The sequence below is a fragment of the Edaphobacter sp. HDX4 genome, assembly GCF_036877565.1.
Classification (GTDB): Bacteria; Acidobacteriota; Terriglobia; order Terriglobales; family Acidobacteriaceae; genus Edaphobacter.
Genome location: NZ_JAEDXW010000020.1, coordinates 41,300 through 65,332, shown reverse-complemented (window position 1 = coordinate 65,332; position 24,033 = coordinate 41,300). Strand labels below are relative to the sequence as shown.

General features: G+C 59.3%; 22 protein-coding genes. 10 read left to right on the top strand and 12 right to left on the bottom strand.

All coding sequences use genetic code 11. From position 1 onward, the window contains the following. Window positions 1-58: 58 nt before the first annotated feature. The 7 genes from JAO29_RS17760 to rpmH form a co-directional block, all read right to left on the bottom strand. The gene (locus JAO29_RS17760; RefSeq protein WP_334269596.1) at window positions 59-502 is read right to left on the bottom strand and encodes a PA2169 family four-helix-bundle protein; all 444 of its coding nucleotides are present in this window, start codon (window positions 500-502) and stop codon (window positions 59-61) included. Window positions 503-675: 173 nt separating this feature from the next. Continuing rightward, window positions 676-1,200: a DUF892 family protein gene (locus tag JAO29_RS17755; RefSeq protein ID WP_334269595.1), complete on the bottom strand. Its 525-nt coding sequence runs from the start codon at window positions 1,198-1,200 to the stop codon at window positions 676-678. A gap of 241 nt (window positions 1,201-1,441) precedes the next feature. Next, window positions 1,442-2,605, bottom strand: a complete 1,164-nt coding sequence (gene dnaN / locus JAO29_RS17750) for a DNA polymerase III subunit beta (protein WP_334269628.1) — start codon at window positions 2,603-2,605, stop codon at window positions 1,442-1,444. 1,044 nt (window positions 2,606-3,649) lie between these two features. Next, window positions 3,650-5,236, bottom strand: a complete 1,587-nt coding sequence (locus JAO29_RS17745; RefSeq protein WP_334269594.1) for a tannase/feruloyl esterase family alpha/beta hydrolase — start codon at window positions 5,234-5,236, stop codon at window positions 3,650-3,652. A gap of 122 nt (window positions 5,237-5,358) precedes the next feature. Beyond that, on the bottom strand, window positions 5,359-5,688 hold the full coding sequence (locus JAO29_RS23625) for a PilZ domain-containing protein (protein WP_442886429.1): 330 nt from the start codon (window positions 5,686-5,688) through the stop codon (window positions 5,359-5,361). A gap of 218 nt (window positions 5,689-5,906) precedes the next feature. Beyond that, window positions 5,907-6,080 carry a hypothetical protein gene (locus JAO29_RS17740; protein ID WP_334269593.1) on the bottom strand — a complete coding sequence of 58 codons (174 nt, stop codon included), beginning with the start codon at window positions 6,078-6,080 and terminating at the stop codon, window positions 5,907-5,909. Window positions 6,081-6,302: 222 nt separating this feature from the next. Next, window positions 6,303-6,458 (bottom strand): 50S ribosomal protein L34, encoded by a 156-nt coding sequence (gene rpmH / locus JAO29_RS17735; RefSeq protein ID WP_334269592.1) that lies wholly within the window; start codon window positions 6,456-6,458, stop codon window positions 6,303-6,305. 169 nt (window positions 6,459-6,627) lie between these two features. Between rpmH and JAO29_RS17730 the strand changes: the two genes are divergently transcribed. Both JAO29_RS17730 and dnaA read left to right on the top strand, forming a co-directional pair. Further along, window positions 6,628-7,017: a nuclear transport factor 2 family protein gene (locus tag JAO29_RS17730; RefSeq protein WP_334269591.1), complete on the top strand. Its 390-nt coding sequence runs from the start codon at window positions 6,628-6,630 to the stop codon at window positions 7,015-7,017. A 409-nt stretch (window positions 7,018-7,426) separates the two neighbouring features. After that, entirely contained in the window at window positions 7,427-8,863 is a 1,437-nt protein-coding gene (gene dnaA / locus JAO29_RS17725) for a chromosomal replication initiator protein DnaA (RefSeq protein ID WP_334269590.1), read from the top strand. 75 nt (window positions 8,864-8,938) lie between these two features. On the opposite strand, the gene JAO29_RS17720 is transcribed toward dnaA, so the two are convergent. Continuing rightward, window positions 8,939-10,219 carry a histidine-type phosphatase gene (locus JAO29_RS17720; RefSeq protein WP_334269589.1) on the bottom strand — a complete coding sequence of 427 codons (1,281 nt, stop codon included), beginning with the start codon at window positions 10,217-10,219 and terminating at the stop codon, window positions 8,939-8,941. Between the two features lie 82 nt (window positions 10,220-10,301). After that, window positions 10,302-12,863 carry an endonuclease MutS2 gene (locus JAO29_RS17715; RefSeq protein ID WP_334269588.1) on the bottom strand — a complete coding sequence of 854 codons (2,562 nt, stop codon included), beginning with the start codon at window positions 12,861-12,863 and terminating at the stop codon, window positions 10,302-10,304. 77 nt (window positions 12,864-12,940) lie between these two features. On the opposite strand from JAO29_RS17715, the gene JAO29_RS17710 reads away from it, so the two are divergent. The 3 genes from JAO29_RS17710 (at window position 12,941) to hemB (ending at window position 15,350) form a co-directional block, all read left to right on the top strand. After that, window positions 12,941-13,492: a zinc ribbon domain-containing protein gene (locus JAO29_RS17710; RefSeq protein ID WP_334269587.1), complete on the top strand. Its 552-nt coding sequence runs from the start codon at window positions 12,941-12,943 to the stop codon at window positions 13,490-13,492. A gap of 125 nt (window positions 13,493-13,617) precedes the next feature. Further along, window positions 13,618-14,247 carry a PEP-CTERM sorting domain-containing protein gene (locus JAO29_RS17705; protein ID WP_334269586.1) on the top strand — a complete coding sequence of 210 codons (630 nt, stop codon included), beginning with the start codon at window positions 13,618-13,620 and terminating at the stop codon, window positions 14,245-14,247. Between the two features lie 113 nt (window positions 14,248-14,360). Beyond that, window positions 14,361-15,350: a porphobilinogen synthase gene (gene hemB / locus JAO29_RS17700; RefSeq protein WP_334269585.1), complete on the top strand. Its 990-nt coding sequence runs from the start codon at window positions 14,361-14,363 to the stop codon at window positions 15,348-15,350. On the opposite strand, the gene JAO29_RS17695 is transcribed toward hemB, so the two are convergent. Further along, entirely contained in the window at window positions 15,304-16,041 is a 738-nt protein-coding gene (locus tag JAO29_RS17695; RefSeq protein WP_334269584.1) for an aspartate/glutamate racemase family protein, read from the bottom strand. The genes hemB and JAO29_RS17695 overlap by 47 nt on opposite strands. Before the next feature lie 22 nt (window positions 16,042-16,063). Here JAO29_RS17695 and JAO29_RS17690 point away from each other — a divergent pair, with 22 nt between their 5' ends. Then, window positions 16,064-16,951 carry a 2-dehydropantoate 2-reductase gene (locus tag JAO29_RS17690; RefSeq protein ID WP_334269583.1) on the top strand — a complete coding sequence of 296 codons (888 nt, stop codon included), beginning with the start codon at window positions 16,064-16,066 and terminating at the stop codon, window positions 16,949-16,951. A gap of 3 nt (window positions 16,952-16,954) precedes the next feature. Here the strand turns inward: JAO29_RS17690 and JAO29_RS17685 are convergent, their stop codons facing one another. Then, a complete protein-coding gene (locus JAO29_RS17685; protein ID WP_334269582.1) occupies window positions 16,955-17,929 on the bottom strand; it encodes a nucleoside hydrolase in 975 nt (324 codons plus the stop codon). 368 nt (window positions 17,930-18,297) lie between these two features. On the opposite strand from JAO29_RS17685, the gene lpdA reads away from it, so the two are divergent. From lpdA to sucB, 3 genes are all read left to right on the top strand, one after another. Further along, on the top strand, window positions 18,298-19,719 hold the full coding sequence (gene lpdA / locus JAO29_RS17680; RefSeq protein ID WP_334269581.1) for a dihydrolipoyl dehydrogenase: 1,422 nt from the start codon (window positions 18,298-18,300) through the stop codon (window positions 19,717-19,719). A 362-nt stretch (window positions 19,720-20,081) separates the two neighbouring features. Further along, window positions 20,082-20,846, top strand: coding sequence for a lipoyl(octanoyl) transferase LipB (lipB, locus tag JAO29_RS17675; RefSeq protein WP_334269627.1), 765 nt, complete (start codon window positions 20,082-20,084; stop codon window positions 20,844-20,846). Between the two features lie 267 nt (window positions 20,847-21,113). After that, window positions 21,114-22,769, top strand: coding sequence for a 2-oxoglutarate dehydrogenase, E2 component, dihydrolipoamide succinyltransferase (sucB, locus tag JAO29_RS17670; RefSeq protein ID WP_334269580.1), 1,656 nt, complete (start codon window positions 21,114-21,116; stop codon window positions 22,767-22,769). A 97-nt stretch (window positions 22,770-22,866) separates the two neighbouring features. Here the strand turns inward: sucB and JAO29_RS17665 are convergent, their stop codons facing one another. Then, a complete protein-coding gene (locus JAO29_RS17665; protein WP_334269579.1) occupies window positions 22,867-23,181 on the bottom strand; it encodes a carboxymuconolactone decarboxylase family protein in 315 nt (104 codons plus the stop codon). Between the two features lie 358 nt (window positions 23,182-23,539). Here JAO29_RS17665 and ruvX point away from each other — a divergent pair, with 358 nt between their 5' ends. Next, on the top strand, window positions 23,540-23,992 hold the full coding sequence (gene ruvX / locus JAO29_RS17660; protein ID WP_334269578.1) for a Holliday junction resolvase RuvX: 453 nt from the start codon (window positions 23,540-23,542) through the stop codon (window positions 23,990-23,992). Window positions 23,993-24,033: the final 41 nt, after the last annotated feature.

The window sequence follows — 24,033 nt, the reverse complement described above, 5'->3', positions numbered from 1 at the left end:
ATGACGTGAGCTTTCCCGGATGCATAGAAACTTCTTATGTAACTGTGTTCGAGACAGGCTATGCTGCGGTAGCGTCGCGCATCGCCTTCACTTTGTCGTGCGATGTCAGAATGTGACCTTGCTGCTTGCGCAGGATCGAGACAACGGGTGCAGGCACATCGTCCTTCCGCAATACTTCCTCATACGCCTTCTTCGCAGCGTCCTCGCCTTGCTCAGCAGTCTCAAGCAGCGTGTGATCGCTGCCACCCATCTTTGCCTTCAGGTCGCCCCAAACGCGGTGAATCGTTCCAGAGGCGGTGCCTCCCTCAGAGATGTTTTCGCCTGTCGCAGAGCTCAAAGCGGATTCCAGCTCCGAGGCAAATCTTCCACGAGTCGCAGACTCTTCCATGAAGTAGGACTTTGCCGTGGGATCTTTCAACTCCTCTCCCAGCGAGCGGAAACCCCTCTCGCCATCGTGGAGCACTTCAATCACTGTACGGACTGCGCTATTTTCAAAAGCCATATCTCACCTCACTCTGCTAAATAAGATGGAAGGCGAACAGCATGGGTTGCGCGGACGAAAGGTTGTCTGGAAGCTCATTGAACCTGCATAAACATTGAAGTTACGCGTACTTCCGTGATCGTGCATGTTGAAGCCCGGGAGGAACCGGGCTTCAACGCATTTCGATCAGCGTATCAACGGGTTGCGCGTTTGGATGGGCTCTTTGCGCTCTTCTTCTGTGGTTTGCGTGCGGGAGCCTCCTCCTCCTCTTCTTCTTCGCCATCCTCTTCGTCCTCTTCGCCTTCCGACTGTGCTTCTTCCAGCAGCGGTTGAGTCTGATCCAGCACTTTGCGAGCGGCTTCCTCTTCTTCGTTGAGGTTCTCCGTTAGCAGCTCGACAATCTCATCCTGGCCCAGAGTCTGAGCAATTGCGATCGCAGCGGTATAGCCGGCAATCTCATAATGCTCCACCCTCAGTGCCGCGCCCGCGATACAGACGTCCTTTGTCGCACCTTCTTCGTCGTTCTCCAGCTGCTCTTTGCCTTCTTCCACCAGGCCTTCCATGGCCTTGCAGAGCTTGCCCGAGGGTCGTTTGCCCAGCAGCTCGAAGATCTGCTTCAGCCGCTCAACCTGTCCCCTGGTTTCCTCGAGGTGCGAAGTAATCAGCTCCTTCAACTCCGGGCTCGATGCTCCTTTGGCCATCTTAGGAAGCGCCTTCACCAGCTGTTCTCAGCGTTGTAGAGATCCTTCAGTTCATCGACCAGAACGTTCTCAAGACTCATTGTCATCTCCTGGATGCATATCCGTTTCGGCTTCTCCTTTCGTACGTGGAGGTGAATCGTAGGAAGCGGAATCCTGGGATGTGGTTGGCCGTCATACAGCTCTACGCGTGAATTATGCTCTACACGGCAATGACCCGGCGCTGGGCCGGGTCATTGGGTTACTTCTCGCTAAGGCGATCTCAAATTCTCATGGGCATGAGAATGTACCGATATTTGACGTCCTCGTTCCCATCTTCAGGTCGCATCTGTCCTGCGGACTGGGCGTCTTTGAACTCGAGGCGTACTTCGCCGGAGTTGCCAATGGCCTTCAGGAAGTCGAGCAGGTACTGGCTGTTGAAGCCAACCACCAGGGCGTCGTAGCTGTAGGGTGTCTCGATTGAATCTTCCGACTCTCCGGCGTCCGTTGAGGAAGAAGAGAGCTTCAGCTCGTTCTGCTCCAGGCGGATTTTGATTGCTCCCGATCGCTCATCGGCAAACTGCGCTACGCGCTGGATGGAGCCCATCAGGTCTTCGGAACGCACGATGACGAACTTGTTGTTGTCCCGAGGCAACACAGCCTCGTAGTTGGGGAACTGCCCGGTCAGCTTACGGCTGGTCAACACCCGGCCGCCGACACGGAAGAACAGCGTCTGCTCGTCGTCCGCAAATTCGATGGATTCGGAATCGGTATTTGAGAGGAGACCTGCAAGCTCACCCAAAGCCTTACGGGGAATCAATGTCTTCTTCTCGCCCTGTACACCCTCAAGCTGCTCGTTGAGCTTCTCGATGTGCGCCAGGCGGTGCCCGTCAGTCGCGACCATCGCCATGGACTCGGCCTTCAGGACCAGCAGGGCGCCGTTGAGCGTATAGCGCGACTCCTCGTTCGAGATGGCGAAGATGGTCTTCGAGATCATGTTCTTGAGAGCGGCCACGGGAATCCTGACCGCGCCTGCAGCGGGAAACTCCGGAACCTGGGGGAAGTTGGCACGCGCCATGCCAACCATCTTCGTATTCGAGCGGCCGGCGCGGATCTGGACCCAGTGGTTGTCCATCAGCTTGATGGAGATGTCGCCTTCCGGGAGCAGCTTGATGTAGTCATACAACTTGCGCGCGGGAATGGTGCAGGCTCCTGCCTTCTTCACCCGGGCGGAGCAACTCGTCTTCATGCTCTGGTCCAGGTCGGTCGCGGTGATCGTCAGCCGGTCGCCAGCTTCGTCCTGCGTCGCCTCGAAGAGGAAGTTCGAAAGGATGGGGATCGTGGTCTTGCGTTCAACGACTGATTGAGCGGCGGTCAGCTCACGCAGAAGCTCCGCACGGGAGACGGTGATCTCGAGGTTGCCAGTCGGGGCAGCATTGGTTGTCATCTCGGAATCCTGGGTGGCAGTGGTCACAGTGTTCTCTCCCGTCGCTGGCTCGGCCCGCGTTTTGACTGATTAAGTTGGCTGCTGGCCAAACTGTACACCGAATTGGTCGGGCAGCGCATGCGAAACCAGCGCCAACTTTCCCGTTCGTTCGCGACAGCTTGATTCTAGGGGCGGGAGGCTCCGAAAGCGACATCTTTCAGCTGTGAAAAACTGCCGTGTTATGTGGGCAAAGAGCCCGCCAGGCCAGACAGAGGTGGGAGCGACAAGACTGCAGGGCGCGAGGGATTACTTCTAAGAAAAGAACTGTCAAAGGAGATAAAACCCTAGTAGCCTCCGTCGTTTGCCGTTGAAAAGTGGATAACGGTCATATCTGCATACTTTTCTGTAATTTACATCCTTGTCTGGTTTTAGAAAACCGGTCCCTGAAAGTTGCAAGATGGGGAAGACGAGGTGGAAGGCTCGGATTGGATCCTCATTTATCCCTGTTCTTCACAGGCGATGGCTCACAAGCTTTGAGAAGACCGTCTGGATTTGGTGACAATCTCAAGAATAACGAGCAGAATCAGTGGCTTGCAGCGGACCACTTTTTCACATCCAGACGGCCGGCCGGAGGATAATCGGTCTCTAATGAAAATTGGCTGTTTTGGTTGTGCAGCGAGGCCGGGCTTCCTTTCAGGAGAACATCTGTGAATCTCCCGGCTGTCGGTCTGTGGCATTCGGCAGATGCCACCCCAACGGGATCGTCCGGCTCGGGCACTTTGCCCACACAACGCGTTCGTTTTGCACAGCCGAAAGAGATGACTTCCCGAGGCCCCCTTGGGTCTGGAGTGGTTCAGCGTGCTTTGATCCCCTGCGAAAAGGGAGTCCGCTAGATAGTCTGGCGCCGGCGCGCATCGCATCAACAGCATCCAGTTGCTCAGAAGCGGCGGCCGGTACTACATCGTGGAGGTCATGTGGGATAGTGAAACGCCTGCCTCGCCATTCTTCCCGAATATCTGCCGAAGCAATGAGCTGTTCCTGAGCTCAGCTCTTCGGAGCCGTGTCTCAGTTTGCCTGCCGGTTCGCTGGCGCGCGGCAGACAAAGCTACCCGCATCTGTGTTGGGGCCCTTCCCGGTATAGGTTGCCGTCTGCGGATACGGGCACAACGGGCGGGTGCGATCGACGACCCCGCGGGTGATATGTGAGGCGACGATCTGGTTCGGCGCAATTCCCTCCTCAACCCAGCGCTCTATGGCGGATACAGCGTCGAAGCTGTCCGTGCCCGGACCTCCGCCGCAGTGCTGCATCCCCGGAACCAGGAACAGGCGGGCAAAGTCGCTCGTCTTGGGGCCTGTGGCCTGCTGCATGGCGTTGTAGTAGTGGATGGTGTTGAGGGGAGAGATATCCGGGTCGCTCCAACCGTGGTACAGAATTAACTTGGAGCCGTGCCGCTCGAAAGGGCGCAGGTTCGCCTCAACCGCATCCAGCGCCGGAGCTAACCTTTCCAACGCCTGCTTGTCGCGATCGTAGTCAAAGGTGAGAGCGTTGTAGTTAGGATCGCCCATCACCATATAGCGAAAGAAGCTGTCGGCGGCTCTCCAGTGTGTAGCGCGGAAGGGCGCCGAACCTGTTACCCAGCTCTGCCATCCACCCGCGCCTGCCTCACCTCCGGGAACCAGACCGGGAAAGATCTGTCTGCCCTCCTCATCCCGGGAGCCTGCCCAGATGTCCTTCACGGCCTTCACCTGTTTGGGAGTGAAGCATGTTCCCGGATCCTGTCCTTCCTTGCATGCCAATACAGCCGGATCGAAGTGGCAGGAGAGAGGTTCTTCCAGGACACCGTCTGCGATTCCATCCTTTGCGTCGCAGGCGCGATTCACCGCATCCGCAAGCATCTTGATCTTCGCCGGTTGAAGATAGCTCTCCGGGTCTTTAAGCGTGCTTCTGGCATAGTAGAGATGCGCTCCCTCGTAGAGACGTGTCCAGTTATAGGCGGGATCTCCAGCCACGATTCCATCGAAGTCTGAAGGGTAACGCTGCGCCTCCATCAGCCCCTGGCCGCCCCCTTTGGAACAACCGACGTAGTAGGAGTGATCGGCCGATTTGCCATAGAACTGACGCACGATCTGTTTCCCATTCACCGTCGTCAGGTGAAGCGCGCGATGCCCGAAGTCTTCCACGAGCTCGGGCCGATTGAGGGACCAACTCGCATCGAAACCGTTGCCGGGCTGCGTGGTGTGACCTGTATTGGTGCTGCCGGCAGCGTTCCCCCGGCGCAATGCATTTGCCATCGCGCTGTAGCTGATGGTCCCTGCCATGCCGCCGTTCCCTACAACTTCGAAACGGCCCGTCCATTCTCCGAGCGGCATCCAGATCTCAAATGCAATTGCAGGAGAGATGACACCTGTTGCGCGGCAAAACGGCGGGAGCCTCCGGAATGTGCTGGACGAGCCTGGCGGATTGAACGTTCCAGCTTCGACCACCTCAGCAGACTCGACCGTTGTTCCGTTCAGCCGGAATGATGTCAGCCTGGAGCATTGGGCTTCGGACTGGGCGAGGGCGACCGCTGGGTAGAGAAGCAGGATGCTCAAAGCTCCCGCTGCAGCCCGCCAGCGTTGCATTCGGATCCTGGTTGCGCGGTGCGTGTTCATCGTCCTCCGATGCGTAGCGCAAATTGTAACGTTCTTTGGGATACAAGCGCAGCGCAGAAGTCCCGTGGTCGCTAATGACGATCGGCGAGCGGGTTTGGTTGCTACAACGGTGTCAAGTCGGATTAGCGTGAAAGTTCTTCGATGAGCTGCTGGAGTTGTCGACGGCTCCGATCGCTCAGGCACACGATCTGGATTCCGAGCTGACCCGAGGACCGTTTCTGTCGGATGACACACTTAGCCCGAAAGCTTAGACGATTGACCTCGAACCTCGTCTCAAGGTGATCGCCAACGACGTAGTCCGTACCGGGAGGAGGATCGATCAGACATCCGTCGAGGCAGAGATTGAGGATCCGACCGCGCCGTAGGTACCAGCCATGAATATGGAAGTCGATCGGCCCGTGGCAGGCGTAGCGTGGAGCTCTTCGGCGATCACTGCTGTTGGAGGATTGCATCGTTCAGTCGCTGCGTCCTGTATCTCTCGTCTCGACTGAGATATCGACTGCATCGAAGGAAACCTTTACGCAGCTGAACAGCGAATGGCCGGATTTCTTCGCAAGCTGTTTTCGGACAAAGAAACCTATGCTCGCATGCAAAAAGAGCCCGCTCCTGTGGAGCGGACTCTCTGCGCTTCGGCGGTGTGCTGGGTCGAGCGGACCCGGATTAGCTGGCTCTATCTCTTGTCGGCAGGGGCAGACTGACCGCCTTTGTTTCCCTGACCCGGAGAGCTGTATCCGCCCTGGCCAGGGCGGTTGCCTTGCTGTGTCTGCTGCCCAGTCTTCTCAGTGGTAGAGGAACTTCCCTGCTTCTTACCTTGGTTCGGATTTTGCTGATTCGGTTGATTCATCGCAATTCTCCTACATCTATCGGCAGGGCACGTCATTGCACTTTTGCGATGCCGATAGATGTATAGGAACACCAAAGGCACGAGGGGGGTTGCCCTGTTTTCAGGGAGCTGGTTACGCCTATCGGGCTATGTACAGGGATCTACAGCAGCTAGCAGCGCAATAAAATTATTTGGGCCGAAAGAAAGTACTGAAAGGGGTGTCAGGGCGACACCCCCGTGTAACTAGTCGCGGTAGCCTGCGCTGACGGCAATCTTGTGGCGGCCCTTGGCGCGACGGCGGCTGAGGACTGCGGCACCTGCCTTGGTCTTCATGCGGCTCAGAAAACCGTGGGTCTTCGCGCGGCGGCGGCGATTGGGTTGAAAGGTACGCTTTGGCATGGAACTAAACTCCTCAAAAAGGCAGGAGGCTCCTGCCGGTCTTTTTCGCTATAGCAGCAATTTCTGATTGTACCTTAACCGGACGGGATTTTCACAGGATGAGGTAATTTCTGCCTGGAAGAGTCACAGTGTCAGACGGGCTCATTGAGCTGGAAAGCGAGCTGGACGCATGTTTGAGGAATTGGAAAAAAAATTGCTTGATCCAGACTTCAGGAGACATCGAGCCAATGTTTCAGCTCTGCTCGATGAAGAGTTCGTAGAATTCGGAGCGTCGGGACGACGGTTCAATCGCGAGGAGATTCTCGCGTTGCTGGAAGAAGAATCGGCGTCGGAGATCACGGCGAGCGAATTTGAGACCACGATGTTGTCCGACCGAGCTGCACTTGTCACCTATCGCTCGATGCGGCGGAACGGAAACGTCAGCGAAGCACGCAGGAGTTCTGTGTGGGTTGATCGAGGAAACGGATGGAAGCTTGTGTTTCACCACGGAACGAAGATCGAAGAAGAAGCCTCACGAAGCGCATGGACTCACACCGGAGAAACAGCACGCGGAAATTAGCACAAAGATGCACTTACGGGTATAGACAATTGGGGTTATGCGGTTGTTTTTCTCCCAATAGAACGCAGGTTTTTCGCAACTTCACCGTGAATGGTGCAACTGATTTTTTTTCGCCGACAGCGCTTGAAATGGGTCCTGTTTTCCGTGCTACTATCGAACCCGATTCGCAAGACGTTTTTCGCAGATCAGCAGCTCCGCATTCTGCCTCACGTTGCATCACTCCTCTTCCACGACTCATCCCATGGATGCGAACCGAAGAGACTTCTGGCGAGACAGACTTTCTCTCAACTTGCCGTATGGGCGGGAGGAACATCTGTTTGCTGGCTCCTACTTTTTTGGACGTGAGGACGATGACAGGTACGCGAGAGCAGCTGGCTTTACAACAGGGAACTGAAGAAGGAACTAGAGAATGTCATTCGTCCCGACGGCTACCGCCGTGCTGAACTATTGGGTCCGTATACTTGCCGCGCTCGAGAAGAAGATCAATCGTCAGTCATACGAAACATGGCTGAAACCGACGCGATTTTCTCACCTGGAGGGCAAGAAGCTCTTTGTGCGGATACCGTCAGCCGACTTTCAACATATCGGCGATCGCTACGCGGATCTGATCCAGGAGGCCATCGACAACCTGGGTCTGGACGTGGAGACCGTGGTCTTTACCACGCCAGAGCAGGATCCCAGAGCCCCGAAGGTACGTGAGGACGGAGGCTTTGCCCCGGTCCCAAGTCACAGCCAGAATGCGCCGAAGCAGGGCAGACCGGGTTCACTGAGCAATGGCGGACCGCAGCCGGCTCCCTCGCCTGAGCAGTCGCGCTTCGACTGGAATACAGCCTCGCAGTTGAATCCGAAGTATCTCTTCGATGCCTTCGTAGTGGGTAGCGGAAATCAGTTCGCCACCGCGGCAGCTCAGGCTGTCGCCGAGCGCCCCTCGAAGGCATACAACCCGCTGTTCCTCTACGGCCCTGTCGGTATGGGCAAGACGCACTTGATGCAGGCTATCGGCCATGAGGTAAAGCGCCGTCAGTCGCATGCCTCCATCTGCTACGTCAGCGGCGAAAAGTTCACCAACGAGATGATCGACTGCGTGCGGTACCAGAAGATGACAAGCTTCCGGGACAAGTTCCGCAATGTCGATGTGCTGCTGATCGATGACATTCAGTTTCTCGCCGGCAAGGAGCGCACCCAGGAGGAGTTCTTTCATACCTTCAATGCGCTGCACGAGTCGATGAAGCAGATCGTTATCGCGAGCGACCGGCCGCCGAAGGAGCTTGCCGACTTTGAAGATCGTCTGCGCTCCCGCTTCGAGTGGGGCCTGATCGCAGATATTCAGCCGCCGGATCTCGAGACGAAGGTCGCGATTTTGCAGAAGAAGGCGGAGAGCGAACAGACGTCGCTGCCTACGGATGTAGCACTTTTTATCGCTTCGAATGTGCGCACAAACGTACGTGAGCTTGAGGGCGCGCTGGTTCGGCTGATTGCGTGGTGCTCCATGCATGGGGTGGAGATCACGCTTGCTGTGGCCCAGACCTGCCTCAAACAGTTCATCGACACGCAGGTTCGCAAGATCACGATTGAGACGATTCAGCGCACGGTGGCTGAGAACTTCGGCATGCGCGTCGCGGAGTTGAAGCAGAAGAACAACTCGCGCCAGATCGTCGTGCCGCGACAGATTGCAATGTATCTCGCCAAGCAACTGACGGAAGCATCACTTCCCGAGATCGGTCGACAGTTCGGAGGCAAGCACCACACTACCGTGATGCACTCCATTGCGAAGATCGATGAGCAGCGGAGAACCGACAAGGATCTGAACCGCACCATCAACAAGATGATGGAGACGTTCAGCTAGAGCCTCTGCAATGCAGCCAGTCAGCAGAAAGGGCCGATTCGTTCGGCCCTTTTCTCATGGTGCTCTGCGAAGCAGTCACCTCTGCGCAGCATCCACCACTCTGGCAAAGCCACCCAAGCTGCACGCATACTCCGGTCCTGGTCCGCTGCATCCCGGCACATAGACAGGCGCGATCGATGGTTTCTCAATTCCGGTCAATGAAGTGAGATGACGGATCTGATCGAGAGTCTGGGCCACGAAGATTGTGCGGACCGTACATGAATCCGGACCGTCGGTTGGTGAACTCCCTGCCGCGCAGTGCAACTCAAACACAAGTGCTGATCCCGGCGGCGTCGCATTGATTGTCTCGTCACTCACTATCCAGTCCATGCGCAGCAGCCCTCCCAGCCACGTCAGGTTCGCATCGTGCGCGGAGAGATAGGTAAAGCTTGCCGGCACCCCAGCGGCGGTTCCGCTGGCGGTCCTTTGAGGATGCGAGGCGGCGTCACTCAAGATCTTGCTGATCTTCTTCGCCAATGGCCCTGCTGCCTGCTGCGCGTAGTAGGGAGTGCGCAGGATGAAATCGTGATAGCGCGTATTCATCTCCATCAGATCGTCGAGCCTGGCGCGATCAACGCGCCCCCAGCCCACCTGATTCATCGGCTTGCCTTCGGTGTATTCGAGAAGGAAGTTCTCCGCGAAGTCCGCCCCCAGCGCGACTGCGTTCTCTTTGCTCACATCGCGCGGAACGAGAGCACCGGTCTCCGAGCCCTTCGCCTGCATCATGCCCTGTGCTTCTCCGCCCGGCTGCAGCATCATCGCGCGGAAGTCAGGCACACCCTTGCAGTCAGCGCAATGCGTAAGCACGTCGTGCATCTCGGCAAGCGGTCTTGCAAACGCATGCGTAAACCACTCCGGCTCAGCGGCCATGCGTCCTTTGATCGCATCCGCAAGTTTTGCCTTGTCGATTGAGGGTGGATCAGCCGACAGATCGGCCCGAACCTGCACGTCACAGCCAGGCACCACAGTGGACATAACGACCTTCGCGGAGGCGATTGTGCGTGGCGTGTTTGTCGATTCGACACGGACGCTCTTGCATCCAGCCAACGCACCGTACCTCTGCTTGTAGAACTCACCCATACGTTTGAGAGCGTCGATCCCATGAGGAGTCAGCATTCCGGGCGGCGTCGGCCAGTCGGGCCAGGGTTGCGCGTTGAAGACGCCAGAGCGGGTCTCACTCTCGATCGGCGTTCTCACGCCGTGTCGCGCAACAATGACAACGGCCCGCAGTTCCTCATTGGAGGAAGAGGCACTTTGTGCGAGCGAGCAGACACTCGCGAGCAGGAGAGGGATCAACAGGTGATATCTGAAGTGCATGTACGAGCTCCTGGCTGGAGTGTCGGGCGATTACCTTTTGTGAGCGGGTACGCGGTCCGTCTTGCGGCGGGGCCAATATACGCTACTGTCTCAACTCGACCTCGGTAGCACCCTGTCCACCGTGGCTCTGGGGCGGCTCTGTGATGTTCGCGACGTGCGGATGATTACGCAGATAGTCACGCAGGGTTCGACGCAGAATCCCCATACCCGTTCCATGAACGATGCGGATTCGTGGAAGTCCGGCGAGGAAGGCGCGGTCCACGAAACGCGCTACCTCGTCCTGTGCCTCGTCAGCAGTGCGACCGATCACGTTGATCTCCGAACTGATGTAATCCTGATCTTCCACCGTCGAGACAGTGATGCCACCGCGCCTGCGCGCGGCCTCGAGCGGAGTCACCGTTCTTCCCTTCTCGATCTCTCCGATATCGTCGAGCGATGCTCGCATCTTCATCGACCCCATGCACACCTCGAAGGTCCTCTCGTCGATAACGCGCTCAACGCGTGCCTCGCGGCCCAGCGACTTCAGTTTGACCGTATCCCCTGCCGCGGGGACTCTCGCAGCCGCGGGTGCCACTGCTGTGCTGCTTGCGCTTGTTGCAGTCGCGGTATGGGCCGCCACAGTGGACTGGAACTCAGAGGAGAACTCGCGCCGCGCACGGGCGAGCGCAAGTGCGGAGTCACGCTGGATCCGTTTCGCCGCGGCCTTGTCGCCAATCGTCTTAACTGATTCCCGAAGCTGGACCGCGAAGTTGTCGAGCAGAGCGCTCAGCTTCGCTTCCAGCTCACGCGTACGTGCACGCTGTTCAGCGCGACCCTCCAGTTCCAACTGCATCCTGGCTCGGGCCAGCTCCTGCTCACGCAGCTGCAGGGTTTCGCGCTCTGCCGCCGCCGCTGTCAACTGATCGTGGAGTTGATCCAGAAACGCTGCGATATCGGCAGTCTGTGTGGTCAGTTGCGCACGTGCTGCCGCGACGATTGCAGGATCAAGGCCAAGCCGTGCCGCGATGTTCAGGCCGGCGGAAGCCCCGGGAACTCCCAGGCGCAACTGATAGGTCGGCGTCAGCGTCTCTTGGTCGAAACCGACTGCGGCGTTCAGCACCCCGGCATGGTTTGCGGCGTAGACCTTGAGCGAGGTGAGGTGCGTGGTGATGCAGCACCAGGCCCCTACGTTCAGAAAGTGCCGGGCGACCGCGACGGCAAGCGCTGCTCCTTCTTCCGGATCTGTGGCCGAGCCAAGCTCGTCCAGCAGCACCAGCGATGAGGACGTGGCTTCGCGCGAGATGCGATCGAGGTTCACGACGTGCGCGGAGAAGCTGGAGAGATTGCGCTCGATCGACTGTGCATCTCCTATATCGGCGTAGATGCCGGTAAATAGAGGAAGCCGCGCCTCGACTGCAGGGACCGGCACGCCTGCCTGTGCCATCAGGGTAAGCAGGCCGATGGTCTTGAGCGAGACGGTCTTGCCGCCGGTGTTGGGTCCGCTGATGATCAACTGGCGTGCATCGCTCTTGAGAGCAACCGTCAGAGGCACCGGGGAGGCTGCCTCGCCTCCACTTGCGCGCGTCTCAGCGATCATGCGCAATTCGAGAAGAGGATGGCGTGCAGAGGTAAGGGAGAGAACCGGTTCGAGCGGCGTGGCCTCTAGAGCTTCGATTGCAACGTTGGTGGTGGCCGACGTAAAGGCAGGTCGTACGCAGTTGAGTTCGGCTGCGAAGCGTGCGCGGGCAGCATGCGCCTCCACTTCTGCGAGGATTGCAGCACCGAGCCCGATGGTTCCCGCATTGGCGGCGATAGAGCGAGTCATCGCTACGAGAATGCGATGGATCTCCGATTGTTCCTCGTCGAGCAGCCGTCCCAGTTCGTTGTTCTGCTCGATGGTTTCGAGTGGCTCCACAAAGACGGTCTGGCCAGAAGAGGAGGACCCGTGCACCACACCAGGAACCCGCCGCTTGAACTCCGACCGAACGGGAATGACAAAACGATCGCCTCGGATGGTGATGAGCTCATCGCGAGTGCTGCCGTCCTCGCTCAGCCGCCGGAGCGATCTACGCAGGCTCTCTTCGATGGCGCGATGTTGCCGCTCGATAGCGCGGCGGATGCGGTGAAGCTCAGGAGAAGCGTCATCGCTGAGCGTACCATCGGGTTCGATCTTGCCCCGCAGCTGCCGCAACAGAGGGGTCAAATCGCTGTCGTTGAGCGGCGCGGACAGCTGTGTAATCGCGGGCGCGACTAACCGGAGGGAACCCTGTGCGTTGTCAGGAAAGATGAGATCGGTCCAGACCGCGATCCGATCGATCAGCGTTACCAGAAACAGGATCTCAAGCGGTTCCAGAGCGGAGCCTTCGATGCGGGCCTTCTCAAGCAGATCGGTCGGCTGGAACAGGCCATGGAAGTCGAAGCTGACGCCGGTCGAAAAGAGACCGCGCATCTCCTCCGTGCGTTGCTGCTGGGTGTCGATCCACGCGAGATCGGCCGACGGCTCGAGCGCCAGGAGCCAGGCCCGGCCAAGAGGAGAAAAGGTGCGCGAGGCGATGTGCTCTCGCAGCCGAGGCCACTCGAGCGCCGTTGCGCTCGATTCGGCCAGAGGCGATGGGATCTGCGGGATGAAAGCGGGTGACGACACACTAGTATCGTAATCGCGCACGGAACCTCCCGCCTCGAAGGTACGTAGTAGAGAAGGAGGAAGCCGGACGCAGGTGGCTTCTTCTCTGGAGGTGCGATGTGGTCTGTCAGGCTTGTGGAACCAACGTTGTAGAGGACGGCCGGTTCTGCCCCAGCTGCGGCGCGCCGATGCCAGTCCCGGGGACCTCCGCTTCCATGGGACAGGTTCCTTATCCCCCCTACCCACCTGTACTTGCTCCACCTCGTGTGCAACGGCACCTCCAGACACTCGGTACGCTGTGGTGCGTCTATGGGGCTTATCGTGTGATCTCCGGCCTGATCGGGTTCTTCTTTGTACGCGCCATCACCTGGCGCCACTTCGGTTCCAACTGGCCCCTGGGAGGATGGGGAATACACCATGGGCCTCCATGGCCATGGATGGCGCTGATGCCGGTCCTGCTTACCACCGCGGTTGTGATGGCCGCGCTGGCACTGTTTGCAGGTCTAAGTCTCTTGAATCGGAAGCCGCATGGCCGTCTGCTGGCGATCGTCCTGGGCATTCTTGCGCTGTTTAAGTTTCCGCTGGGCACCGCGCTTGGGATCTACACGTTGTGGGTTCTGGCTCCGACAAGCTCCGCGGTGGAATACGAGGCCGTCGCCGATCGTAGCTAGAGATCTCAAAGGAGAGGCATCGCGGAACCCTCGTCCTTCGTCTAACCGCAGCAGTAGAGCTGGTTGCGGGTATGGGTCATGTTCGGCGGTCCGTCCCGCTGAATCCCCGAATGCGACGAGGGCCTATGCCGAAGACCTCCCCAAGACTCACCGTGCTTCTATTTTTTGCGGCGGCTACGATGGCGCTGCATGCAGACACCTACAACTACGTCATCAGTGCAGGAGCGGCCAATAGCGATCCTGCTTATAACTTCAGAGCTACCGGAACCTTCTCCGGCCCCGTCGACCCATATGACCCGGCCGGCCTCGATATCAACGAGATCACGGGCAGCGCAAACGGCTATGACTTTCTGGGAGTGGTTGCTCCCGGAACCACCAATTCAGACAAGTCGGCGTCACAGTTTGGCTACACCTTCGACAATGTTGTCTACCCGGCAGCCAATGCGGCTCATGTTGATGAGACCGGGTTGCTGCTCTACCTCAGCAGCCCGATGGGTACCAGTCTTGCTCACGTCTACTACACGGGCATCACGGCGCAGAACCCCGCAGGCTATGTCGTCGATGTGATCGACCCCAATGAGCCAGGAGCATCCACTCCCTTCAGTGTGGCGACCTCCCTTGGGGTCAGAAACTTCACGCTGACGAGAGCGGCGGCCTCGCCGGTACCGGAACCTGCCAGCCTGGCGCTGTTAGCTACAGGGATGACCGCCATGGCAGGGGGGCTTGCAGGGCGCAGACGGTTCGGCAAACGCTAGAGCTGAAATCGGGTGAAGGAAACACAGAGCGAGAGGCAGCGAGAGGCACCTCGTTGCCAGGGGCGTCTCTCGCGTCGCGCGAAGAGTGGGCTCCACGGAATAGACTAGAGAGGATGAACTTTCCTGTTACGCGTATGCGCCGTCTTCGCCGCACCGAGGCGATGCGCTCGCTGGTTCGCGAGACGCATCTCCGCCCGGGCGCGCTGATCTATCCGCTGTTTCTATGTCCCGGTGAAGGTATTCGCAAGCCCATCAGCTCCATGCCCAACGTCTTCAACCTGTCGCTGGACGAGGCGGTGAAAGAGGCTGAGCTGTGCGCCAGCCTGGGTATTGGTGGGCTGCTGCTGTTTGGCCTTCCAGCGGAGAAGGATGAGCAGGCGACAGGCGCATGGGCAGACGACGGCATCGTGCAGAAGGCGCTTTGCGAGTTCAAGAAGAATCGCAGCCTCGATTCGCTGGTGATAATGGCAGACGTCTGTCTGTGCGAGTACACCTCGCACGGGCACTGCGGTGTGGTCGCGCGGGATGGCGATCACTATCACGTTGAGAACGATGCCAGCGTCGCCTTACTGGCGAAGACCGCGGCTTCCCTGGCAGCGGCTGGTGCCGACATGGTCGCTCCGAGCGATATGATGGACGGCCGGGTCGCAGCTATGCGCGAAGCGCTGGATGAGAGAGGCCTTCAGGAGACCCCGATCCTGAGCTACGCCTCCAAGTTTGCGAGCGCCTTCTACGGCCCGTTCCGCGAGGCAGCTGACTCAGCCCCGCAGTTCGGTGATCGCAGGAGCTATCAGATGGACGGTGCCAATCTGCGCGAGGCGATGAGAGAGATCGAGCTGGATATCGCTGAAGGGGCAGACATGCTGCTGATGAAGCCCGCAATGCCTTATCTGGACGTCCTTAGCGAAGCGCGCCAGCGATTCGATCTGCCCATGGGGGCTTATCAGGTGTCCGGTGAATATTCGATGCTGCACGCTGCATTCGAGCGTGGCTGGCTTGAGCCTGAGCGGGCCATGATGGAGTCACTGTTGTCCATCCGCCGCGCCGGAGCCGACTTTATCGTGACCTACTTTGCAAAGGATGCAGCGGAGGTACTGGGTTAGGATCCTTCACTGCAAAACGCAGTGCAGCCCTGGCCAGCAGCCGCGTGGAATCGAGGGTGGGCAATGGCGAGTTCTCGTCATTCATGAGGAGAGGAATCTCCGTGCAGCCAAGCACAACGGCATCACAGCCCTCGGCCTTCATGCGTTCGATAACCTGCTGGAAGTACGCGACCGACTCCGGTGTCAGGATGCCGCTGACGAGTTCGTCCATGATGATGCGATTGATAGACTCGCATTCGTCGCTCTCAGGGCGAAGAAACTCGAGAGAGGCTGCAGCGAGTTTGTCCGGATAGACGCTGCTTTCGACCAGCCACCGTGTCCCTGTCAATGCCACCTTCCGGAAGCCGCGGGCTGCGGCCTCCTGCGTCACAATCTCCGCGATATGGAGCCACGGCAGAGGCGACCGCGACTCGATCAACGGCAGTGCCTGATGGATCGTGTTGTCCGGGCAGATAAGAAAGTCAGCGCCGCACTTTGCCAGCTTTGCGGCAGAAGAGAGCATGATGTCGCCCACCCCTTGCCAATCGTCGCGATCGATGCGCTCCACGTATTCGGCAAGGGAATGAGAATGGAGCGATATCTCGGGATGAGCGTGCGCTCCCATCAGGGCCGCAGCTTCGCTGCACAGGGTCCGGTAGCAGAGAGCAGCTCCTTCGGCGGAGCAGGCGACGATGCCGATGTGTTTTGCCATGCCGTGATTCTAAAATGCCATTATGGCTCGAATTGCAATCATCGGTGCAGGCGCAATAGGCGGTGTGGTGGCTTCACTGCTCCAGGAGACCGGCAGGCACGAGCTTGTGCTCTGTGTTCGGCGTCAACTTAGTCAGCTCGTGGTGAAGTATGACGGAGCCGAGCGTCGGATCGAAGCCGTTGTGCAGACGCATCCTGAAGAGGCTAAAGCCGTGGACTGGGTGATGATCGCCACAAAGGCTTACGACGCGGAGACTGCGGCACGCTGGCTCGACCCCCTCTGCGCGAACGGAGCTCCTGTCGCCGTCTTGCAGAATGGCGTGGAGCATCGCGAAAGATTCGCTCCCTACATTGCGAAAGAGATGATTGTTCCCGTCATCGTGGACTGTCCTGCAGAGCGCACGTGCCTCGAGGACGGCAGAGATCGCATCCTGCAGCGCGGCCCCATGAGCCTGCGGGTTCCCGAGTCTATGCTGGGCAGGGAGTTCGTTCAGCTGTTTGCCGGGAGCCGGGCGGATGCGCTGGCGGTGGATGACTGGACGACGGTAGCGTGGAAGAAGTTATGCCACAACGCGGTGGGAGCTCTGCCTGCGCTCCTGCTGAAACCCGCGGGCGTGCTGCGGAACGAGGCTATCGGTCAGGTCGCCCTCGACATGCTCCATGAATGCGTGGCGGTGGGCCGTGCGGAGGGCGCAAATCTGCCCGACTCGTTTGCCGAGGAGGTATTGACGGCGTGCCGCAGGGGGAACCCCGATTCCATCAACTCCCTGCATGCCGACAGGATCGCCGGCAGGCCCATGGAGACAGCGGCACGTAATGGGGCCATCGTTCGCAAAGGGCGCGTCCACGGAATCGCTACTCCGACCAACGCAATGGCTCTGGCCCTGCTGGACGAGCTTGCCAGGAGCTGATTCCTACTGGGTTGGCGACGCGAGACAGATGTTCTTTCCTGTCATCCTCTGCTGCAGCAGCCGTGGCATCAGCAGACCGAAGAAGTCCTGTTCCTGCGGTTCGAGGCAGGCCTCCGCGTTCGCACTTCCCTGCGTCGCGAGCGTTGTTCCTTTCTGATCGACTTCAATGTGAAGTGGCGTCATCCTGCAGGTGCCCGGCGAGATTGTGTAAGCGGCGGCTACAGCGTCGAAGAGGGTGGGTACAGACGCATGTGATCCCCGGCTCCATTCGTCGATGAGGACCTGGAGCGAGTCCGTCATCGGTGTGCTTACGGAGGCGAGTTCGGAGCGTTTAGAGTTGTCAAACTTAAGCTGCGTAGAATCCAGCGGGAGCATGAAGACAGGCACTCCGGATAGAAACAGCTTTTGCGCCGACCTGGGGTCGCGAGCGATGTTGTACTCCGGTTCGGCGGGCGCAGTTGGAGATCCATAGCCGCGATGAATCGAACCGCCCATTAACACCACGCGCTTCAGTTTGCGGAAGCCCGCAGGGTCCTGATCGATGGCCGCGCCCACATTGGTAAGGGGACCAAGAGCAAGCAGCGTAATCTCGCCGGGATGCGCTTTAGCCTGTTCCAGCAGAAAAGCAACTCCATCGCCGTGATGCCGGTCCTTGCCGGCTCTGGCCCATGGCGCCTGGGAGAAGGTGGTTGTGGAGGCGGTAGATATGCCCGTGTGTACCTCTACCTCCTCGCGTCCGGTCTCGCAGAGCAGCCGGTCGAGCATCCGTGCACGCAGAGCTGTGTCTCCCCAAGCCGACGAGATGCCGAGGATCTTCAGCTCGGGGCTGGCCAGCGCGAGATCGATTGCAAACGCATCGTCCACGTCGTCCCCAACATCGGTATCGATGATGACAGATACCGGCGCACGCCTCTGTGCGAGACCGGAGAAGGAGACGAGGATCAGGAGGCTGGCGAGAAGGATCCGGGGGAGCGGCATCGTAGACATTCTATGGGTGGAAGTTAGCCTCTGGTTTTCAAACCTGAATCCCCGTCTTCTCCTTCAAGCGCTGCCGTTTCGCAGACTACGCTTTGTAAGCAGCAGAAGGTCTCCAGACTCGTAAAGTCAGCCGCGTTCGGACTCCAAGGCACAGAGGGCACCGGGATACCCGAAGGCGTCCCTGCCGTCCAGAGACAACTTGCGAACGGACCCTTCGACAGGCCTTGAAGTAGCGAGAGTTTTCACCTTAGGAGCTTTTCCGATCTTTCCTTCTCAAAAGCGCTATCTCTGGGTGCTTTCACGGCGGCTGAATCGGTTGACGATCTACGTAATCTAAAATGTTTGGGTAACGAACAGAGGAGAGAGCTTTGGCAGATACAGTCTTTGACGTGGTGGTTCTTGGCGGCGGACCGGCAGGGTACACCTGTGGCATCCGCGCGGCGCAGTATGGTCTGAAGGTAGCACTGGTAGATGCAAATGACAGACTAGGCGGCACTTGCCTCCTCTGGGGATGCATCCCCACCAAGGCGATGCTCTTTTCAGCGGAGCTGTGGGATCATCTGAAGCACGCCGAGCGCTATGGTATCGACGGAGTCTCCGCGCCCAAGCTGAACTGGAAGAACCTGCTGGCCCGTAAGGATGCAGTGATCGCGCAGCACGTCAAGGGTCTCGACTTCCTGATGAAGAAGAACAAGATCACCACCTTCAAGGGCTTCGGCAAGCTGACCGGCCCCGCGAAGGACGGCGTCCACACCATCGAGGTCAAACTGGCCGACGGCAAAACCGACACCGTGAAGGCGAAGAAGGTTGTCCTGGCCACCGGCTCCGACGCCCGTGTGCTGCCCGGCTATAAGCCCGACGACACTATCCTGACCAACTACGAGATCCTCAAGATCGCTGACGCACCGAAGTCGCTCATTGTCATCGGCTCAGGCGCGGTGGGGGTCGAGTTCGCATCGATCTTCAAGAGCTTCGGAGCCGAGGTGACCGTCCTGGAGGTTCTGCCGCGCGTCGTGCCGGTTGAGGACGAGGACGTCTCCAAGGAGCTGCTTCGCCAGTTCAAGAAGCGCGGCATCGACGTAAATCTCTCGATCAAGGACACCAAGATCGAGAAGACCAAGAGCGGCGTCACCGTCTCCTGGACCGACTCCAGCGGCAAGCCGCAGACCAAGCAGGCAGAGAAGGTCCTGATGGCTGTCGGCCGGGCTCCCCGCACCGAGGGCATCGGCCTCGAGGCGACCAACATCAAGCCCGAGCGTAACTTCGTAATGACCAATGAGTGGATGGAGACAACGGAGCCTGGTGTCTACGCCATCGGCGACATCGTTGGCGGCATGCCGCAGCTGGCCCACACGGGGATGATGGCCGGCATGGTGGTGGCAGCCCGCATCGCCGGCAAGTATGCCAAGCCCATCCATCGCGGTCGCATTCCGGGCTGCACCTACACGGAGCCGCAGATCGGCTCGGTTGGCCTCACCGAGGCCCAGGCTAAGGAGAAGGGCTACAACGTCAAGGTCGGCAAGTTCCCGTTCGTCGGCAACTCCAAGGCGACCATCCTCGATGCGCACGATGGCTTCGTGAAGGTCGTCTCCGACGCGAAGTATGGCGAGATCCTCGGCGTCCATATCATCGGGCCGTACGCGACGGAGATCATCGCCGAAGCCGTCACCGCCATCCAGCTCGAGGCCACGGTCGAAGAGATGATGTTCACCATTCACGCTCATCCAACGGTTGCCGAATCGCTGAGCGATGCGTTCGCGAGCGTTGAGGGTAAAGCCATCAACGTGTAAGTTGGCGTTTGTTGAGATGAGGCGGCCTCGCAAAGGCCGCCCCATCTTTTTAACGTGGCGAGGCTCTTCAGGAATTCAATACTGGCGGCGCGAGATAGCTGTCATCCCCTTTATTCATGCAGCCCGAGTGTCTGCCGGATTAGAACCTGCTGCGTCCACTGCGGAAAAGAGCAGTCAGCAGATCTCACCTCAACTCACCTTATCGTCGGCGACCTGGAATGGAGGTCTTCCAACGTTAATCTCGATCAGCGGTCTTGCGCATTCCAGCAGCTCATAGCAGTACTGGTGCGGCGTTGACAGTCCATAGCTGGCTTGAAACCATGGAATCTGCGAGGCTCCGGCCACATCCTCGTCTTGTGACGATGTACATCCATCTGCTCCAACTCGGGCGCATCTCCTATGGTGAGGGTCTCGCCGTACAGAAGCGCGTTGTCGATGCCCGCAAACAGGGCCTGATTGGCGATACGCTGCTGCTGCTGGAACATCCGCCGGTTCTCACACTGGGGCGCAACTCGGTGCGCGCCAACGTTCTAGCCTCTGATCAACTGCTGACTGCACGCAATATTGAGCTGCACGAGATCAACCGTGGTGGCGATGTCACTTATCACGGACCCGGGCAGCTGGTCGGCTATCCCATCTTCGACCTTCGCGGCGATCTTCCCGGCAAGAAAGGCCCGCACCTTGGCCCCGTCGACTTCATGCGCATGCTGGAGGAGGCGATCATTCGCGTCTGCGGCGACTACGGCATCCCGGCCCAGCGCATTGCGGGGCGTACCGGCGTCTGGACGATGGCTTCGGGAACTGTGCAGGAGAAGAAGATCGCCGCGCTCGGCATTCACGTCTCCCAGGGCGTGACCTCGCATGGCTTTGCCCTCAATGTCACCACTGACCTTCGCGACTTCGACCTGATCGTTCCCTGCGGTATCAGCGACCGCACCGTTACCTCTCTCGAGCTGGAAGCCCAGGAGACCGACGACCCTTCACGCCAGCCCACAATGGCGAACGCCATCAACTCCACCGCGCGAGCCTTCGGCAGGCTGTTCGAGCGCCAGATAGTGGCGGTCGATTCGCTCGATGATCTGCTGGCAGCCACGGCAGATCCGGTCCTCTCCGCGGGCTCGTCCTAAAAGGACCGCGAGCGAGAGGGAGAAAGCCCTTATCTGCGACTTGGGATGGCGAGCCTGATTGTCGCGATGAGCCCGGTATGCCAAGATCCGGACGCCTGCAGCGCTTCGTACCGCCTAAGCCGCTTCGTGAACCGCCCGTTCGCTAAACGCACCGCACTGCGTCAACCCTGTTGAAATCGCCGTATAATCTGACCTGTATGCCCGGCGACTGCCGGGATGGATAGAGTGTCGCTTAAACCTCGTCCGCAACTGCTTAGGGAGAAACGCATGCCGACAGATGTAGTTATGCCGCAGATGGGTGAGTCCATCACCGAGGGCACGATCACCAAGTGGCTTAAGAAGCCCGGCGACACCGTACAGCGCGATGAGCCGCTGTTTGAGATTTCGACGGATAAGGTTGACGCCGAGATCCCCTCGCCCGAGGCCGGCACACTGAAGGAGATCAAGGTCGGCGAAGGCACAACGGTCACCATCAACACCGTGGTCGCCGTGATCGAGAGCGGCGCGGCCGGCTCTGCCCCGGCTCCTGCGAAGGTCGAGACAGCTTCTGCTGCTGCTGCCGACACCGTCACTCCCGCAGCTGAAGCGACACCCGCAGCGACCCAGGGAAACCCTGCAGCGGCCGACTCCGTTGCAGCTCCGAGCGCTGCAGATGCAGGCGGCGGCACGGACGTCCTGATGCCGCAGATGGGTGAGTCCATCACCGAGGGCACCATCACCAAGTGGCTCAAGAAGGTAGGAGACACCGTTCAGCGCGACGAGCCGATCTTCGAGATCTCGACCGACAAGGTCGACGCCGAGATTCCCTCGCCCGCTGCCGGTACTCTGACCGAGATCAAGGTCAACGAAGGCCAGACCGTCACCGTCAACGCGGTTGTCGCCGTCATCGGCGGCGGCGCGGGTAAGGCTGCCGCCGCTCCGGCCAAGGCTGCACCTGCTGCTGCACCGGCTCCTGCCGCAACACCTGCCGCACCCGCTGCTTCGGCTTCTGCCGGGGAGCGCGGACGGTCCTCGCCGCTCGTCCGGAAGATCGCGCAGGAGAACAACGTCGATCTCGCGCAGGTTCCGGGAACGGGATCCGCAGGTCGGATCACCAAGGAAGACATCCTCGGCCACCTCGAGGGAGGAGCCAAGCCCGCAGCCGCTGCTGCACCGGCTCCTGCTGCCGCTGCACCGCCCGCTCCCAGGGCCGCCGCACCTGCAGCCGCACAACCGCAGCCCGGCGAGCTGGTTCCGATGACCAAGATGCGCAGCATCATCGCGCAGCGCATGGTCGAATCCAAGCGCACCTCTCCGCACGTCCACACGGTCTTCAAGGTCGACATGACCCGCATCGTGAAGCTGCGCGAGAAGGAGAAGAACAAGTACGAGCAGCGGAATGGCGTCAAGCTGACCTACATGCCGTTCATCACCCGCGCCGCCGTAGTTGCCCTGCGCAAGCACCCTGTGGTCAACGCGGCTGTTCAGGGCGATGCCATCCTCTACAACAAGAACATCAATGTCGGCATCGCGGTGGCCCTAGAATGGGGTCTGATCGTTCCCGTCATCAAGCAGTGCGAGGAGAAGAACTTCCTTGGCATCGCCCGCTCCATCGTGGATATTGCCGATCGTGCACGAGGCAAGAAGCTTGCTCCAGATGAGATCTCCGGCGGCACCTTTACGCTGACCAACTCGGGCATCTTCGGCGAGCAGTTCGGCACTCCGATCATCAACCAGCCGCAGGTCGCCATCCTCGGCATAGGCGGTCTGAACAAGGAGCCCGAGGTCCTCACCGACAAGGACGGCAACGAGTCCATCGCGATCCGCTCGATCCAGCGCTTCACGCTGGGCTTCGATCACCGCATCGTCGACGGTGCCGACGCCGGTAAGTTCATGACCGACTTCAAGTCGTACCTCGAGAACTGGGCCGAAGACATCGGCTAAGTGTTACGGGAACATCGAAAGCGCGATTGGCGCGCCTTCGATGCAAACTACAGGCGGCGGTTCCTCATGGAGCCGCCGCTTTTGTTTAGCTCGAGTGCTATTCGCTCTGTTCTTTGAACAGATGCGTTGCATGCGTCACCGCGGCCCCGGCGCGCATGGCTGCGGCAACGAGAGCGGTTTCAGCCAGCATCGGCTCGGTTGCACCGGCCTTCACCGCGCCCCTGCGATGAAGTTCAATGCAATAGGGACACTGAGTCGTCAGTGCGACCGCGAGCGCCATCAGCTGCTTGTGCAGCCCATCGATCGAACCTGCTATGAAGGCGGCTTTATCGAACGCCCAGAATGCCTTCATGGCGTCGGGCGCATTCTCATCGAGCTTCTTCAGCAGGGTTAGATTCTTCATGTCAAACATGGATTTGTTCTCCTTAGCGAGCAAAATAGGACCGCGGAGCGCGCCTCTTGTACGGGCCGTGCGATCCCTGATAGCGACTGGTTAGAGTGGGCCAGTCCTATCGAGGTTACACAGAGAAGAGCCCGTCCCAGGAACCATGGGGAAGAAGATGACGCAGAGATAACCACTGCTGGACAATCCCGTGATTACGCGCGGTAACTAGTGTCGCGCCAGCCAGACGATGCCTGCGATCGCCAGACCTGCACCGAGCATCCACGCTCTGGCTCTATTCAGCCGCTCTAACCATAGGGAGTTCATGGCAGCACCTCGCAATCAATATAGTCCTCAATTCTGCTTCCTCGCTGGATAGACTAATTTCATGGCGAAGGGTCGAGTGATGGCGCTGGATGTCGGAAAGGTGCGGGTGGGCGTGGCTCTCTCCGACCCGCTCGGCTACACCGCGCAGCCGCTGCTGACGCTCTGGCGCAAGGGTCGCGGTGATGATCTGCGCAGCCTTCTGCGGCTGATCCGCAAGCATGAGGTCACGGAGATCGTCGTCGGCAATCCTCTTCACATGTCGGGGGATGTCAGCCCATGGGCGGCCAAGGTACAGCAGTTTGCCGAGGAGCTGAGCCAGCGCTCCGGCCTTCCCCTTCACCTGTGGGACGAGCGCCTGAGTTCTGTTGCCGCGCACGAGCTTCTCGACGAGGCTGGACACGACCGCCGCGACCGAAAATCGATCATCGACCAGGTTGCAGCCGTGGTCATTCTGCGTGACTGGATGCAGGACCGGGAACTGCGCCAGCTGCATCAGGATCGCGCCGGAGAGTGATAGACGCTCAGGTCTTTGTCCGATCCATCTCCCACTCCCTA